The sequence below is a fragment of the Halobacillus sp. BAB-2008 genome (assembly GCF_000328325.1).
Taxonomy (GTDB): Bacteria; Bacillota; Bacilli; order Bacillales; family Halobacillaceae; genus Halobacillus.
Map to the genome: position 1 here is coordinate 14230 of NZ_ANPF01000021.1, position 15839 is coordinate 30068.

10 protein-coding genes and 1 pseudogene are annotated in these 15839 nt (G+C 46.9%); all 11 read left to right on the forward strand.

All coding sequences use genetic code 11. The features are described 5' to 3' along the window. Positions 1–112: 112 nt before the first annotated feature. The 11 genes and pseudogenes from D479_RS05550 to D479_RS05600 all read left to right on the forward strand — a co-directional run bounded on the left by D479_RS05550 (position 113) and on the right by D479_RS05600 (position 15770). Complete coding sequence (locus D479_RS05550; RefSeq protein ID WP_008634571.1) at positions 113–2008, forward strand: PrkA family serine protein kinase; 1896 nt, start codon at positions 113–115, stop codon at positions 2006–2008. A gap of 85 nt (positions 2009–2093) precedes the next feature. After that, the gene (locus tag D479_RS05555; protein ID WP_008634572.1) at positions 2094–3626 is read left to right on the forward strand and encodes a Ppx/GppA family phosphatase; all 1533 of its coding nucleotides are present in this window, start codon (positions 2094–2096) and stop codon (positions 3624–3626) included. Positions 3627–3657: 31 nt separating this feature from the next. Next, entirely contained in the window at positions 3658–5757 is a 2100-nt protein-coding gene (locus D479_RS05560) for an RNA degradosome polyphosphate kinase (RefSeq protein WP_008634573.1), read from the forward strand. Between the two features lie 200 nt (positions 5758–5957). Next, complete coding sequence (locus D479_RS05565) at positions 5958–8822, forward strand: 2-oxoglutarate dehydrogenase E1 component (protein WP_008634574.1); 2865 nt, start codon at positions 5958–5960, stop codon at positions 8820–8822. Then, a complete protein-coding gene (gene odhB / locus D479_RS05570) occupies positions 8819–10105 on the forward strand; it encodes a 2-oxoglutarate dehydrogenase complex dihydrolipoyllysine-residue succinyltransferase (protein WP_008634575.1) in 1287 nt (428 codons plus the stop codon). The genes D479_RS05565 and odhB overlap by 4 nt, the downstream gene beginning before the upstream one ends. A 189-nt stretch (positions 10106–10294) precedes the next feature. Beyond that, complete coding sequence (locus D479_RS05575) at positions 10295–10582, forward strand: hypothetical protein (protein ID WP_008634576.1); 288 nt, start codon at positions 10295–10297, stop codon at positions 10580–10582. 51 nt (positions 10583–10633) lie between these two features. Next, positions 10634–11358: pseudogene (gene yidC / locus D479_RS05580) on the forward strand (membrane protein insertase YidC). A gap of 173 nt (positions 11359–11531) precedes the next feature. After that, positions 11532–12689 carry a sporulation protein YhbH gene (yhbH, locus tag D479_RS05585; RefSeq protein WP_008634580.1) on the forward strand — a complete coding sequence of 386 codons (1158 nt, stop codon included), beginning with the start codon at positions 11532–11534 and terminating at the stop codon, positions 12687–12689. Positions 12690–12969: 280 nt separating this feature from the next. After that, positions 12970–13782: a pyrroline-5-carboxylate reductase gene (gene proC, locus D479_RS05590; protein ID WP_008634582.1), complete on the forward strand. Its 813-nt coding sequence runs from the start codon at positions 12970–12972 to the stop codon at positions 13780–13782. Between the two features lie 58 nt (positions 13783–13840). Further along, positions 13841–14320 (forward strand): PH domain-containing protein, encoded by a 480-nt coding sequence (locus D479_RS05595; protein ID WP_008634584.1) that lies wholly within the window; start codon positions 13841–13843, stop codon positions 14318–14320. Further along, positions 14310–15770, forward strand: coding sequence for a PH domain-containing protein (locus D479_RS05600; protein WP_039870895.1), 1461 nt, complete (start codon positions 14310–14312; stop codon positions 15768–15770). Before D479_RS05595 ends, D479_RS05600 begins: the two co-directional genes overlap by 11 nt. The last annotated feature ends 69 nt before the right edge of the window (positions 15771–15839 follow it).

Genomic DNA, 15839 nt, shown 5'->3' on the forward strand with positions numbered 1-15839 from the left:
CGGTCTCTGGTGTCCGCCTGCATCCTTAATTACGAGTCAGTCACACATGTTTTCGATAATCCAAGCATAGGATGTATTAAAATTCGTCTCTTACGACGGGGGAGGTCGCGAAGTGGACATTTTAAAGAAAATACAAGACCACCGGGAACACGAAGAGGAACTCAAATGGGAAGGTACATTCGCAGAATATTTGGATCTATTGAAAGAACGTCCGTATTTAGCTCAATCCGCACATTCCCGCGTTTACAATATGATCAAGAATGCGGGGGTTGCAGAAGAACATGACCATAAGCGGTATAAATTCTTCGATGAGGATATTTATGGTCTTGATGAAGCGATGGAGAAACTGGTAGAGGAGTACTTCCACCCTGCGGCAAGGCGGTTGGATGTCAGGAAGCGGATCCTTTTATTAATGGGACCGGTCAGTGGCGGTAAATCGACGCTTGTCAACTTGTTGAAGCGGGGAATGGAAGAATACACCCATACAGCGGAAGGCGCGGTCTTTGCCATTAAAGGATGCCCGATGCATGAAGATCCCTTGCATTTAATACCTAACCATTTGAGGAAAGAATTCCAGGAGGAGTATGGAATTCGTATAGAGGGCAGTTTGTCACCTTTGAATACCATGCGGGTCGAGACAGAATATGACGGCCGGATTGAGGACGTTCAAGTAGAGCGTATCTTTTTCTCCGAAGATAAGCGTACAGGCATTGGAACATTCAGTCCATCTGATCCGAAATCTCAGGATATCGCCGATTTGACAGGATCGATCGACTTTTCTACTATCGCCCAGTTTGGTTCGGAATCGGACCCTCGTGCGTACCGGTTTGACGGGGAATTGAATAAAGCGAACCGCGGCATCATGGAATTCCAGGAGATGCTGAAGTGTGATGAGAAATTCCTGTGGCACCTGCTCAGTTTGACGCAGGAAGGGAATTTCAAAGCCGGTAGATTCGCGCTAATATCTGCAGATGAATTGATCATCGCCCATACGAACGAAGCGGAGTATCGGTCTTTCATTGCTAATAAGAAGAACGAAGCTCTCCACTCCCGTATGATCGTGATGCCGGTCCCTTATAACTTGAAAGTGAGTCAGGAAGAGAAAATCTATGAGAAGATGATCCGGGAAAGCGATATAAGAGACGTGCACATCGCACCACATACGCTGCGGGTTGCGGCAATGTTCACGATATTGACAAGGCTTAAGGAGTCGAAGAAAGCTTCCATTGATGTATTGAAGAAGATGCGTCTGTACGATGGAGAAATCCTGGAGGGCTTCAGTGATGTGGATGTCGAGGAGTTGAAGAAGGAGCATGCAGATGAGGGAATGAGCGGAATTGATCCTCGTTATGTCATTAACCGGATTTCATCCACCATCATCAAGAAGGAGTTGACTTCCATCAACGCGCTGGACGTTCTCCGGTCGTTGAAGGACGGCCTTGGAAGCCATGCCTCCATTTCCAGTGATGATAAGGAGCGTTACTTGGATTTCATATCCCTTGCACGGAAGGAATACGATGAGATCGCTAAGAAAGAAGTTCAGAAAGCGTTCGTCTATTCTTATGAAGAGTCAGCTGTCACTTTGATGGATAACTACCTGGATAATGTCGAAGCTTATTGCAACAAAGCGAAACTTCGTGACCCTCTGACAGGAGAGGAGTTGAATCCGGATGAACGTTTGATGCGTTCCATTGAAGAGCAGATCGGTGTTTCTGAAAACGCGAAGAAAGCGTTCCGGGAAGAAATCTTGATTCGTATCTCCGCCTATGCCCGTAAAGGGAAGAAGTTCGATTACCAATCTCATGAACGGCTTAGAGAAGCCATTCAGAAGAAGCTGTTTGCCGACTTGAAAGACGTAGTGAAAATTACGACGTCTACGAAAACACCGGATGAACAGCAGCTTAAGAAGATCAATGAAGTGGTGGCGACTCTCGTGGATGAGCATGGATACAACTCCAGCTCCGCTAATGAATTGCTTAAATATGTAGGAAGTCTTTTAAACCGATAAACTTGTCGTACCCCCGCCTTCGACAGCGAAGGCGGGGGTTTTTCTATGGTATAATGTCGGAAAATGAAGGGAGTGGGGAGAGACGATGCCGAAGAAATATTATGCCATCATCGATGTCGGTTCCAATACCATGCGTTTGGTCATTTACAGGAGAGACAATGGCGGGCGTTTCCGTGAAATTGAAAACGTAAAGGCGGTGGCCCGCCTTAGAAGTCACCTGCAGGATGACGGTACTCTGTCCAACGCAGGTATGGATACCCTTTTAAGAACGTTGAAAGGATTCAGCGAGGTTGTTCTCTCCTATCGTCTGGAAGAGCTCATTTGTGTCGCTACGGCTACCATCCGTCAGGCTGGGAACCAGGAGGATATCATACGTGCTGTATCCGATGAGACAGGGTTTGATATGAGGATTCTTACAGAGCAGGAGGAAGCCTATTATGGTTACCTTGCTGTCGTTAATTCCACACCTGTCAAGGAAGGGATCACGATTGACATCGGAGGAGGCAGTACGGAAGTTACATATTTCAAAGACCGTCAGCTGATCGACTCTCACAGCTTCCCCTTCGGTGCCTTGACCTTAAAGCAGGATTTCTTTGCAGACGATCTTCCATCAGAAGAAGAGCTGGGAGAGCTCCGCAGGTATCTGCTTGAGCAGTTCGGTACGCTCCCATGGTTGAAGGACCGCCGTGTTCCTGTTATCGGAATCGGCGGCGGAGCCAGGAACCTTGTCCAAATCGACCAGAATATGAAGGAATACCCGCTTGCGGGACTGCATCAATACAGAATGAAGGAAAATGACCTTGCTTTCATTAAGAATTATCTGCACACCCTGTCTATGGAAAAACTGCAGAAAGTAGAAGGGTTATCGAAAGATCGTGCCGATATCATCTTACCGGCTACCGAGGTTTTTCACTGTCTATACGACCGGGCAGCGGCGACCAGCTTTATCCTCAGCCGTAAAGGGTTGAGGGACGGAATCTTTTATGAACAGTTGACGAAAGATATGGGGACAGATGTGTTTCCGAATGTACTGGAAGAAAGCATCCAGGAACTCGTCAGTGACTATGACTTGAACCTTAAGCAGATTCATCATGTCCAGCACTTGGCTGGCGATCTCTTCCGTGCCCTTCAGGAGAAGGGAATCGGGTCTTTGAATAAGGAAGACTGGCTCGAAGTGAAACGTGCCGGCCACGTGTTTAATTTAGGAGAATATATTGACGGGGAATCGAGTTCTCAACACACTTTTTATCTGCTTGCGAATCGTACAATCGACGGACTGATGCATACGGACAGGCTGCGTCTCGCTCTGCTCGCTTCTTTTAAAAATAAAACGGTGTTTAAACAGTTCCTGTCTCCTTTCAAGGAATGGTTTTTAAAAGAAGAACGGAAAAAACTCCGTCTGATGGGGGCACTTCTGAAATTATGCTACAGTCTCGACAGTACGAGGAGGCAGGCTGTGGAGAAGTTGGAAGTTGAGGTGACTTCGGAGGAAGTTCTGCTCATCTGCCATTGTAAAGGAGCGTGGATGGCGGAGGAATACCAGGCGGAAAAGCATAAAAAGCATTTGGAAAAGTCGATCAAGAGGTCTATTACGATGCAGTTTGTGGAAAAGAGATAACGAAGCGAATACGAGATAAAGGGTGATCACCATGTCCATGGAAGATGAGAAGGCGGTGCTGGGGCGGCCGGATTATTATAACAACCGTGAACTCAGCTGGCTCGCGTTTAATGAGAGGGTGCTCGCTGAGGCGCTCGATTTGGATAATCCCTTGATGGAACGGTTGAAATTTCTTGCCATCGGTTCCTCCAACCTGGACGAATTCTTCATGGTCCGCGTAGCGGGTCTGAAAGATCAGGTGAAGGCTGGTTTTAACAAACCGGAGAATAAAGCAGGTCTGACTCCAAAGCAGCAGTTAAAGAGGATTGCGGATACCAACCACCGGATCGTTGACAGGCAATACGACTCTTTCCGCTCTATGAAGGCGGAGCTGAAAGAGGAAGGGATCAACTTAATGAACATGGCGGACCTCTCCAATGCAGAAAAAGCGTTACTGGAAAAATATTTCGATGAAGAGATCTTTCCTGTTCTTACTCCAATGGCTGTAGATGCGTACCGGCCATTTCCCATGCTCTTGAATAAATCGATCAATCTGGCAATTGTCATACGAGATGTTCTGGATCCGGAACAATCTAAGAAAACAGCTATTGTCCAGGTGCCTTCGGTGCTCGACCGTTTCATTCAACTGGATCATCAGACAGACTATCCGTTTATTCTCCTCGAAGAAGTCATCGGTCACTTCATCGGAAAGCTCTTCAAAGGGTATGAAGTAGAATCGATAACGGAATTCAGAATAACGAGAAATGCTGATATGACCATTCACGAAGAAGGTGCTCGTGATCTACTGAAAGAAATTGAGAAAGAATTAAAAAAGAGGAAATGGGGAGCTGCCGTCCGTCTGGAAGTCCGGGAAGGCAAATATGATGAGAATGTTATCCATTTTCTCCGTAAGGTATTGGAAGTAGAAAAAGCCGATATTTATGTGAATGACGGACCTTTGGATCTTACTTTTTTGTTCGCGTTCCATGGTGCATTGGAGAAAGAAAAGGAGCATTTATACTATGAAACATTGATTCCCCAGCCCCCGAAGGATCTGGAAGGAAGAGAAGATATCTTTCAAGCGATCGAAGAGAAGGATATCTTCCTCCATCATCCGTACGAATCATTCGCGCCGGTCGTCGACTTCGTTTCCGACGCAGCGGATGACCCATACGTCCTTGCGATCAAGCAGACGCTCTACCGGGTGAGCGGCGACTCTCCCATTATCGATGCTTTGAAACGAGCAGCAGAAAACGGCAAGCAAGTGACGGTGTTAGTGGAGCTGAAGGCCCGGTTTGACGAAGAAAACAACGTCCAATGGGCAAAAGAATTGGAAAAGGCAGGCTGTCATGTCATTTACGGGATGACATACCTCAAGACCCACAGCAAAATTACTCTCATCGTCCGGAAGAAAGAAAAAAAGATTGAGCGGTACGTGCATTTAGGCACAGGGAACTATAATGACCAGACGGCATCGTTATACACCGATATGGGCATCTTCACCGCTGACGATCCATTCGGAACGGATGCGACCGATTTCTTCAATTATTTGAGCGGCTACACAGAAAAACCGCAATTTCATTATCTTTCCATGGCTCCGTTCGATATCCGTAATGATTTTATCCGCTGCATAGAACAGGAAATCCGTTTTCATGAAGAATATGGGAACGGCCGGATCATTGCAAAGATGAATTCACTGACGGATAAGTATTTGATTATGAAGCTCTATGAAGCTTCCCGAGCGGGCGTTCACATCGATCTGATCGTCCGCGGCATCTGCTGTCTGCGTCCAGGTATCCAAGGGGTGAGTCAGAACATCCGTGTCATCAGTATTGTCGGACGGCTTCTTGAGCACAGCCGGATCTATTATTTCCACCACCACGGACAGGATAAACTCTTTCTGTCTTCTGCAGATATGATGACAAGGAACATGGTCAAACGGGTGGAACTCCTGTTTCCTGTGGTTGAACCTGCGATTAAGCTCAGGCTGAATAAGATTCTGTCTATCATGCTTAGCGATAATGTGAAGGCGAGGGAGCAGAGGAACGACGGCAGTTATGTATATGTGAAGCGGGACCACGGGCAGGAGGAGATCGACAGCCAGCGGCTTCTGTATGACATGGCTTACCGCGTGCTGGAAGATGAAGAATGATCGTCCAACAGATTATTTGGAAAAAAGTGAAAAAGGCGTACCCATGCGGTCGCCTTTCTTGTTATAATGGTCTTGTTGATATTTTGAAAAAAAACAGTGAAATTTGTTGAATAAGTAAGCGTTTCAATTCTATAATAGTACTTGGACTTGGAAACGTTTTCGAGGAAACGATAGCCAACAATTACTTGGGGGTATTTTACGTGTCTAAACAAGGCTCCAATCAAAGCTTTTGGGAAATTTTCCATGGCCCCAACATGGGGTATATTGAAGAACAATTCGAACAATATGAGAACGATCCTAGTGCTGTCGATCCTTCCTTGCGGGAGATCTTCGAAGAGCACGGGGCACCGGACTGGATGGAAAGCGCACCGGCGTCTGCAGTAGAGACGAACGGAAAGGCGGCGCCTTCAGGGCTGGACGTTGCAAAGATCTCCTCAGCGTTGAAACTTGTTGAGGCTATTCGTCGTCATGGTCATCTTCACGCTAACATATATGCCGTGGGAAGCGATGAACGACCATCAACAAATTTACTTGAACTAGAAACATATGGCCTGAAAGAGCAGGATCTCAAGGAGATGCCTGCAGAATGGGTATGGCCTGATTCGCCTATCAAGCTGGATAACGCCCTTCAGGTCGTCCGTACCTTGAAAGAAAGGTATGCAGGTACTATTTCGTTTGAATTCGGCCATGTGAACAATGAAGACGAAAGAAAATGGCTTCTTGATAAAGTGGATACCGGTTCCTATCAGGCATCTTTGAGTAAGGAAGAGAAGAAACAGCTGCTTCACCGGCTTGCAGAGGTGGAGGGTTTTGAAAACTTCCTTGCGAAAACCTTTGTGGCGCAGAAGCGATTCTCCATTGAAGGTTTGGACGTTATGGTTCCGATGCTTGACCATATTATCCAGTCTGCCTCCCTTGATCGTATTAAAAATATCATGATGGGTATGGCCCACCGTGGACGTTTGAACGTCCTTGCGCACATTCTCGGTAAGCCGTACGACAAGATCTTTTCCGAGTTTCATCACTCTCCGGATAAAGAATTGATGCCTTCGGAAGGTTCCATGGGAATCAACTACGGCTGGACAGGAGATGTGAAGTACCACTTTGGTGCGAGAAGAGAAATCGAGAACGGGGAACAATCGGCGACACGTGTAACGTTGAGCCACAACCCTTCCCACTTGGAATATGTTAATCCGGTGGTAGAAGGATTCACAAGAGCAGCTCAGGATGATCGCTCGGAACCTGGCTATCCGGAGATGGACCAGGATGAAGCTGTCGGTCTGCTTATTCATGGAGACGCTGCCTTCATTGGAGAAGGTGTTGTCGCTGAAACATTGAACATGAGTGACCTTCCGGGTTATCGTACCGGAGGAACCGTTCACATTATTGCAAACAACTTGATCGGGTTTACGACGAACAGAAAAGACGGTCGCTCTACAAGGTATGCCAGTGACTTGGCGAAAGGTTTTGAGATACCTGTCGTCCATGTCAATGCGGATGATCCGATCGCCTGCTTGTCTGCGATGACGTTCGCCTATGAATACCGCAAGAAGTTTCATAAAGACTTCCTGATTGACCTGGTCGGCTATCGTCGCTTTGGACATAACGAAATGGACGAGCCGAGATCAACACAGCCGAAGCTCTATAAAGAGATTGACGATCATGCAACGGTCGCGGAAATCTTTGAAAAGCAGCTTCAGGGTGAGGCAATCGTGGAAGAAGGAACGCTTGCCGGGATGAAGGAAGAATTTGAACAGAAACTCCGTGATATTTACAACAATATGGGAGAACACGAAACAACTTCGCCGGATGTTAAAGATCGTCCAAGCGGGGTGGAGCGTGATCTTGATGAGATCCAAACGGCTATCGGCCGCGATCGCCTTACAAGCCTTAATGAGGGATTGTTGAAACGCCCGGAAGGCTTCAACGGGTTCAAAAAACTTGAAAAGATTTTGCAGCGCCGTGCCAAAATGCTGGATGATGGTCAGAAAGTGGACTGGGCTACAGCGGAAGCGCTTGCTTTTGCTTCGATTCTCGAAGACGGCACGCCGATCCGTATTACCGGACAGGATACCGAGCGGGGGACATTTGCCCACCGTCATCTCGTCCTGCACGACGTGGAAACAGGAGAGACCTATTGCCCGCTGCACGGACTGGAACAGGCAAAAGCCTCCTTTGATATTCATAACAGTCCGCTGTCGGAAGCCGGAGTGATCGGTTTTGAGTACGGCTACAGTGTACAGGCTCCGGAAGCGCTCGTCCTTTGGGAGGCGCAGTTCGGTGATTTCGCCAACGCCGGACAGGTCATCTTTGACCAGTTCATTTCCGCCGGCCGTGCCAAATGGGGCGAGAAGTCCAGTATGGTCTTTCTTCTGCCGCACGGATATGAAGGACAGGGGCCGGAACACTCAAGCGCACGTTTAGAGCGTTTCTTGCAGCTGGCTGCTGAGAACAACTGGACGGTCGCTAATGTTACCTCATCCGCTCAGTATTTCCACTTGCTGCGCAGGCAGGCGGCGATCAGCAATGAAGAAGAAGCGCGTCCGCTTGTCTTGATGACACCGAAGAGTCTGCTCCGTAACCAGCGTGTAGCCGTAGGGAGTCAGCAGTTCGTTGACGGTCATTTCCAATCAATTATGAAACAGCCGCTGCTTTCAGAGAACAAGGATAAGAAGAAAGTGAAAACGCTTCTCCTTGGAAGCGGAAAGATCATGGTTGATATTGAGGATAAAGTGGAGAACAGTGACGAGAGTTTTGAAACGATCGATGCTGTAAGAATTGAACAGATTTATCCATTCCCTGAAAAACACCTGGCAGAGATGCTGGAAACGTATCCGAATTTAGAAGAACTCGTATGGGTCCAAGAAGAACCGCAGAACATGGGTAGCTGGTATTTCGTAGAAGGAATCCTTTATAAGCTGTTGAAAGAGGGGCAGATCCACCGTTATGTTGGACGACCTCATCGCGCATCTCCTTCTGTCGGAGAACCGAACATCCATAAAACAGAGCAAAATCGCATTATTCACGAAGCGCTACAGATTTCTAAAGGAGGAAATACGAAATGAAGGAAATAAAAGTTCCTGAATTAGCTGAATCCATAACAGAAGGTACGATCGCAGAGTGGTTAGTGAAAAAAGGGGATCAGGTGGAAAAAGGCGACCCGATTCTTGAATTGGAAACGGATAAAGTAAACGTAGAAGTAAATGCGGACGCAAGCGGCATCATTGCCGAGCTGCTTGCCGGGGAAGGGGATGACGTCGAAGTCGGAGACGTCATCGCCAAAGTGGATGAGAACGGTGAAGCAGGTGGCGGCAGTTCGGAAGTAGAAGGTTCCGCCAAGGAAGAACCGGCACCATCTAACGAAAAACAGGAAAAAGAAGAGCCTGCACAGAAAACGGAAGAGAAGCAGCCGGAAGAAAGCAATGGATCCAAAGACGTCATTGCGACACCTGCTGCCCGCAAACGCGCCCGTGAGCTCGGAATCGACCTTAGCGAAGTATCCGCACGCGATCCACTTGGCCGCATCCGTCCGGAAGATGTCGACGCAGCAGCAAAAGGCAGCGGAAACAAGCAGGAACAGCCGAAAGCTTCCTCCTCTTCCAAAGAGAAAGAGAAACAGAACAGCTCAGATTCCAGTGATTTCGATAAGCCGGTGGAACGCATCAAGATGTCCCGACGCCGTCAGACAATTGCCAAGCGTCTCGTCGAAGCACAGCAGACATCCGCTATGCTTACAACGTTCAACGAGGTGGACATGACGAATGTCATGAAGCTTCGTAGTGAACGGAAGGAATCCTTCCAGAAGAAACATGATATTAAGCTTGGGTTCATGTCCTTCTTCACCAAAGCGGCTGTCGGTGCTTTGAAAGAGTTCCCGCTTATCAATGCAGAGATTCAAGGCAATGAAATCATTAAGAAGAAATTCTATGACATTGGAATGGCCGTATCTACAGAAGAAGGTTTGGTCGTACCGGTCGTCCGTGACGCCGATCGTCTTGATTTTGCAGGTATTGAGAAAGGTATTGCTGATTTGGCGACAAAAGCACGAAACAAAGAACTTGGTTTGGAAGACCTGCAGGGCGGGTCGTTCACGATCACTAATGGAGGTATCTTCGGTTCCATGCTTTCTACACCGATTCTGAATGCTCCACAGGTCGGGATCCTCGGTCTTCATAACATTGAGAAGCGTGCAAAAGTTATGCCTGATGATTCGATTCAGGTGCGTCCAATGATGTATATTGCCCTTTCCTATGATCATAGAATCGTAGATGGTAAAGATGCTGTTCAATTCCTGAAGCGTATCAAAGAAATGATTGAAGATCCGTTTGATCTTCTATTGGAAGGCTGAGTTATTCACGGAAATAAAGGCTGTGCATCTTCCCTGGGACAGGGGGGAGGCACAGCCTTTTTCTTTACCAGAAGAGAAGGCGGTTTAGTCTTTCCTGGTATCTGTGTTAATATAGAAGGAGAAAAATGATGAAACGTTTCTTCTGCTTGATTCGTATCATTATTACTACCGCATAGAAAAGAGATGCTTATGTTCCCAATAATGGAATGGCTGGACGGATCTTATGATTTGCTGTTCCTGTCTATATACGTAACCGCCCTTACCGGTATGGCGCTTCAATCGCTGTGGTCCCACTTCATTAATGACTCTTCATCGTGGATAGAGGATCGATCCATTGAATTAATGACAGCTGATACGGGGCAGATCGGTGAAAGTACGGGGGCAGTGTTCGTACAACCGTTAATCCATTGGCTCCGCCGTACGGTTTGGAGGCAGGAGGCTTCGGACGAAAGCGACTATTCCCTCATTATTCGTTAACAGATATACACGAATAATGAGGAGGAATTATAATTGAAACGTTTATTATCCATTTTCGGTTTATTGACATTGCTGCTTGCCGGGTGTTCGCCATCTGATCAACAAGGGGGAGGCTTCTTCCACACCTATTTCGTAGAGCCGTTCATTCAGGCGATTCAATTCCTTGCAGGATTGTTCCATGATAACTATGGACTGGCTATCATTATCATTACGCTCGGTGTCCGCTTCATTCTGATGCCGATCATGCTGAGAACTTACAAGAACAGTCAGCAGATGCGTGTGAAGATGAATACCGTCAAACCGGAGATGACCCTTGTTCAGGATAAGATGAAGAAGGCAAAGACACCAGAAGAAAAGCAAAAGGCTCAGGCGGAAATGATGGAACTGTATCGTAAACACGACATCAATCCGATGAACATGGGCTGTCTGCCGATTCTCATTCAAATGCCTATATTTATGGGTGTGTACTATGCTATTCGAAGCTCTGAAGAGATTGCAACCCATTCATTCCTCTGGTTCGATCTCGGTCAATCAGATATTGCGATGGCGTTAATAGCTGGATTGTTGTATTTCATTCAATACCGTGTTACCTTGATTGGAATACCGGAACAGCAGCAAAAGCAGATGAAAGTGATTGGTCTTCTGTCTCCGATCATGATTCTGATCATTTCCTTTAATGCCCCATCCGCGCTGCCTCTTTATTGGCAGTCGGAGGACTGTTCCTGATCATTCAGACATTAATTTCTAAAAAACTATATCCTGTTCAACAAAGCTGATGAAAAGCACAGTCCTATTAATAGGACTGTGCTTTTCTGTTTGTTCGAGGATAACGTTTCGGTGGGATAGGGCAGGTTTTTATATGAAATTATCCATTCCTCTCTTAATAAGTTTCATCCATTGACGTGGACCTGCATACGATAAAGTAATACTCGATTAGGAGGGAAAAAATATGGATGAAGAGAAAAGTTTCGTAATCGCCGAAGACGACTGGTCCCTCCATCGGAAAGGCTACGACGATCAACGGCGACATCAGGAAAAAGTAAAAGACGCCATGAACAAGCAGCTTCCTGATCTTATTACAGAAGAGAATATTGTGATGTCGAATGGAAAACGAGTCGTAAAGATTCCTATACGTTCCCTTGATGAATATAAGATTCGATACAACTACGAGAAGAATAAGCATGCAGGACAAGGAGACGGGGACAGCCAGGTCGGAGATGTAGTGGCCCAGGCTCCTCAGTCAAAAGGAAAGCCTGGAGACGGAGATGGAGCAGGTGATCAGGCAGGAGAAGACTACTATGAAGCGGAAATTTCCCTTGCAGAGTTGGAGGAGGCCTTGTTCAAGGAGCTGACGCTTCCCAACCTTGATGAAAAAGAAAAAGACAATATTATTCAGACCGATATTGAGTTCAGCGATATTCGGAAGACCGGATTGACTGGAAACATTGACAAGAAGCGTACAATGTTGGAGGCGTATAAGCGGAATGCATTGAGTGGGGATGCGGCTTTTGCGCCGATTTATCCGGAAGATATCCGTTTTAAAACGTGGAATGAAAAAACAAAGCCGGAATCAAAAGCTGTCGTTCTTGCCATGATGGATACGAGCGGCTCGATGGGACAGTGGGAAAAATATATGGCGCGCAGCTTCTTCTTCTGGATGAATCGTTTTCTAGGGAAGAATTATGAGACAGTCGAAGTAGAGTTTGTTGCGCACCATACACAGGCGAAAGTAGTCAGTGAGGAAGATTTCTTCTCGAAAGGCGAAAGTGGTGGAACGATTTGTTCTTCGGCCTACCGCAAAGCGTTGGAATTGATAGAGACGAAATATTCACCGGACCGCTATAATATCTATCCGTTCCACTTCTCGGACGGCGATAATTTAACATCAGACAACAAACGCTGCCTCGGGTTAATCGATCAGTTGATTGAAGTTTCCCAGATGTTCGGTTATGGAGAAGTAAATCAGTATAACCGCTCTTCGAGTCTCATGCAGGCGTACAAAACGATTGATCATCCGAAGTTCAGGCACTATATTCTTCGGAGGAAAGCGGATGTGTTCCATGCCATGAAGCACTTTTTTAATGAGCAGGGAGAAGTCGTTAAATGAATCTTTTCAACCGGATGGCTCCCAAGGCCGTCCGGTTTCGTTTGTCTACACGAAAAGCTGAGCTTAGGGCAGCTCAGCTTTTTTCGTAGCAGCTATGATATTTTGGGCGTTTCACTATGATATGAAGAATACAGTTTCTATTATAGGTAATCCAGAACAGTTTGTAAACCTCTCTTCTAGAAAATATGTAATTTTTACTAGAAACTTACAACAACCCGAAAGGAATTGTACAGTCGACCTTCTTCCTATACAATAAGGAAAGATGAAGGGGGAATGTACGGTGAATAAGCGGATTGGGTTCATTGGTTGCGGACAAATGGGGCGTGCGATGATTCAGGGCATGATTGATGCGGGTCTCGTCCAGGCGGAGGAGATAGCCGCAACGGCCCTGTCGGATGAAACGATTGACTTCGTAACCGATGAGTACGGGATTCAGATCAATCATGACAATAAACAACTGGCCAGAGAATGTGACCTGCTGTTTCTTGCTATCAAGCCATATGTGTATGAAGATGTGATAAAAGAAATAAAAGACGATGTACCGGCGGATACAGTGGTCGTTACCATTGCCGCCGGTATCACTCTGCAGGCGATGAGGGATGCGTTCGGCCGTGATGTCAAAGTGATACGCTCGATGCCTAATACGCCTTCCTTGGTAGGTGCCGGGATGAGTGCCTTATGTCCGAATGAACTCGTTTCAAAAGAAGAGTTGGCGGACGTAATGGAAGTGTTTGAGAGCTTTGGAGAAGCCGAAATCGTTCCCGAGAAACTGATGGACGCTGTCCCGTCCGTAAGCGGGTCGGCACCGGCCTTTATTTATATGCTTATTGAAGCCATGGCTGATGCAGCTGTCGCTCAAGGATTTCCAAGGGATAAAGCGTATAAGATGGTTACCCAGACGGTGGAAGGCTCCGCCCGGATGGTACGGGAAACTGGTAAACATCCTGGTGAACTGAAGGATGCTGTCTGTACCCCCGGGGGGACGACCATAGCCGGAGTAACGAAATTAGAAGAAGCGGGTCTTCGAAATGCGATCATCCAAGGGATGTACGCATGTACAGAGAAGTCTAAAGAATTATCTAAAGGAAAGTAAAGGGGAAAAAACCGGACGAAATGTCCGGTTTTTTTAAACCGTTTGAGGAGGTGGAGAGATGGAGCAGCAACTGCGGCGGGTCATATCTGAAAAAGCTTTGTTTATCTGGAGAATTCATGGAGGAATTCAGGCTTTTCTTCTTTTCCTGATCTGCATTGCACTTTCGACTGCTGTTTATCTTTGGCAATGGCCGGTCTGGCTCGTCTTCACGGGTGCAGGAACATTGCTCCTGCACGTAGTGCTTATGATCTGGCTGATTCCTGTTTGGCGTTGGCGGCGCTGGAAATACCATGTCAGCGAAAAGGATATTGATATCCAACATGGTATTTTTATTGTGACTCGAACGCTTATACCTATGGTACGTGTGCAGCATGTCGATACAGAACAGGGGCCGTTATTGAGGAAGTTCGGGGTTTCCACCATTCGGATTTCGACAGCCGCCACCGTTCATAAAATTCCGGCGCTTGATCAAAAGGAAGCGGAAAGGCTGAGGTTGTCCATTTCTGCGCTGGCAAGGGTGGCGGAAGATGATGTTTAAAAAGAGACGCCTTCATCCTTTATCCGCTCTCCTTCATGTCGGGGGCCTGTTGAAAAATGCGTTTTTTCCTTTAATCGTTATTCTTTTCTTGAATGGCGGAAATATTGTTAAGGGTAATATGGGATGGATGCCTCTGCTTATCGGGGGCGGCATTTTTGGGCTCGTGTTTGTTTCCGGACTTATAAGGTGGTGGCGCTTCACGTATCGAGTGGAAGAAGGGGAGCTTAGAATCGAATACGGGTTAATTTTCCGGAAGAAACGGTACATACCTTTGGAGCGGATTCAAAGTCTCGATCATTCCGAGGGAATCGTTCATCGACCTTTCGGCTTAGTAAAGCTGTCCATAGAGACAGCGGCTTCCAGCGTTGGGAATGCGGAAGCGGAATTAACTGCCATTCGATTGTCCGAAGCGCTTGAACTGGAAGCGTTATTGGTACAAGCGCATAAGGAAGAATCGGAGTCGCTTCTAATCCAAGGTCACGAGGAGAAGAGGAACTATCTGTTCCGAATGGACACGAAGGACATTATGCTGATGGCTGTAACCTCCGGGGGAGCGGGTGTGGTACTTTCCGGCGTTGCCGTATTTTTGTCCCAAGCGACAGACATACTTCCTATGGGCTGGATGTATGATCAGCTCATCCAGTGGATCCGCTTCGGATTCTTTCTTGCAGCCCTTCTTGTTTTCGGTGTCTTCGTGTTTGCATATGGCTTTTCCATTCTCCTTGCATTCATCCGTTATGCCGGCTTTTCCGTTTCTTTGGAGGGGGAGGATGTCATCATAACGAGAGGGCTTCTCGAGAAGAAACAGATTACTGTTCCAATCAATCGAATACAGGGAATCCGGGTGGACGAGAATATGCTCAGACAGCCCATCGGCTATGTCAGTGTGACACTGATTAGTGCAGGCGGGACCGTTGATAAAGGATCAGAACATAAGTGGAATCTGTTTCCTTTGATTAAGAAGAAAGACCTGCCCGCGGTATTGAAAAGTGTGCTGCCGGAGTATCAATGGAACGATGTGTACAATAAAGCGCCGAAACGGGGGAGAAGAAGGTACCTGATTACTTATACCTTATTCCCGCTAATCGGCTCCGCTGCTGTGAGTATTTTCTTCTTTCCATACGGTCTGTTATCTATGATTTCCTTTCTTCTGTTTCTCGTACTGGGCGACCTGGCTTTCCGTGATGCCGGGTGGCGGATCGATAATCAGCAGCTGACTCTGCGCAGCCGGTCATGGAGCAGGCATACGTTTCTGATGAAGAAACACCGGATACAGTCTGCCCGTATAACACAAACCGTTTTTCAAAAGAATGCAGATCTCGGCAGTGTAAGGTGTACACTCCCTTCTGGACAAGGGCCGGCAGTAGCGCGTTGCTTCCATTTGGATAAGGACACGGCAGAAGAGATCCTGACATGGTACAAACCTGGATATCATAACGAAAACCGGTAGAAGGAGGAAGGCTCTGCCGGTTTTTTTACTGCTTGTAAGCTAAACACGAACATTAACAATTTTAATATT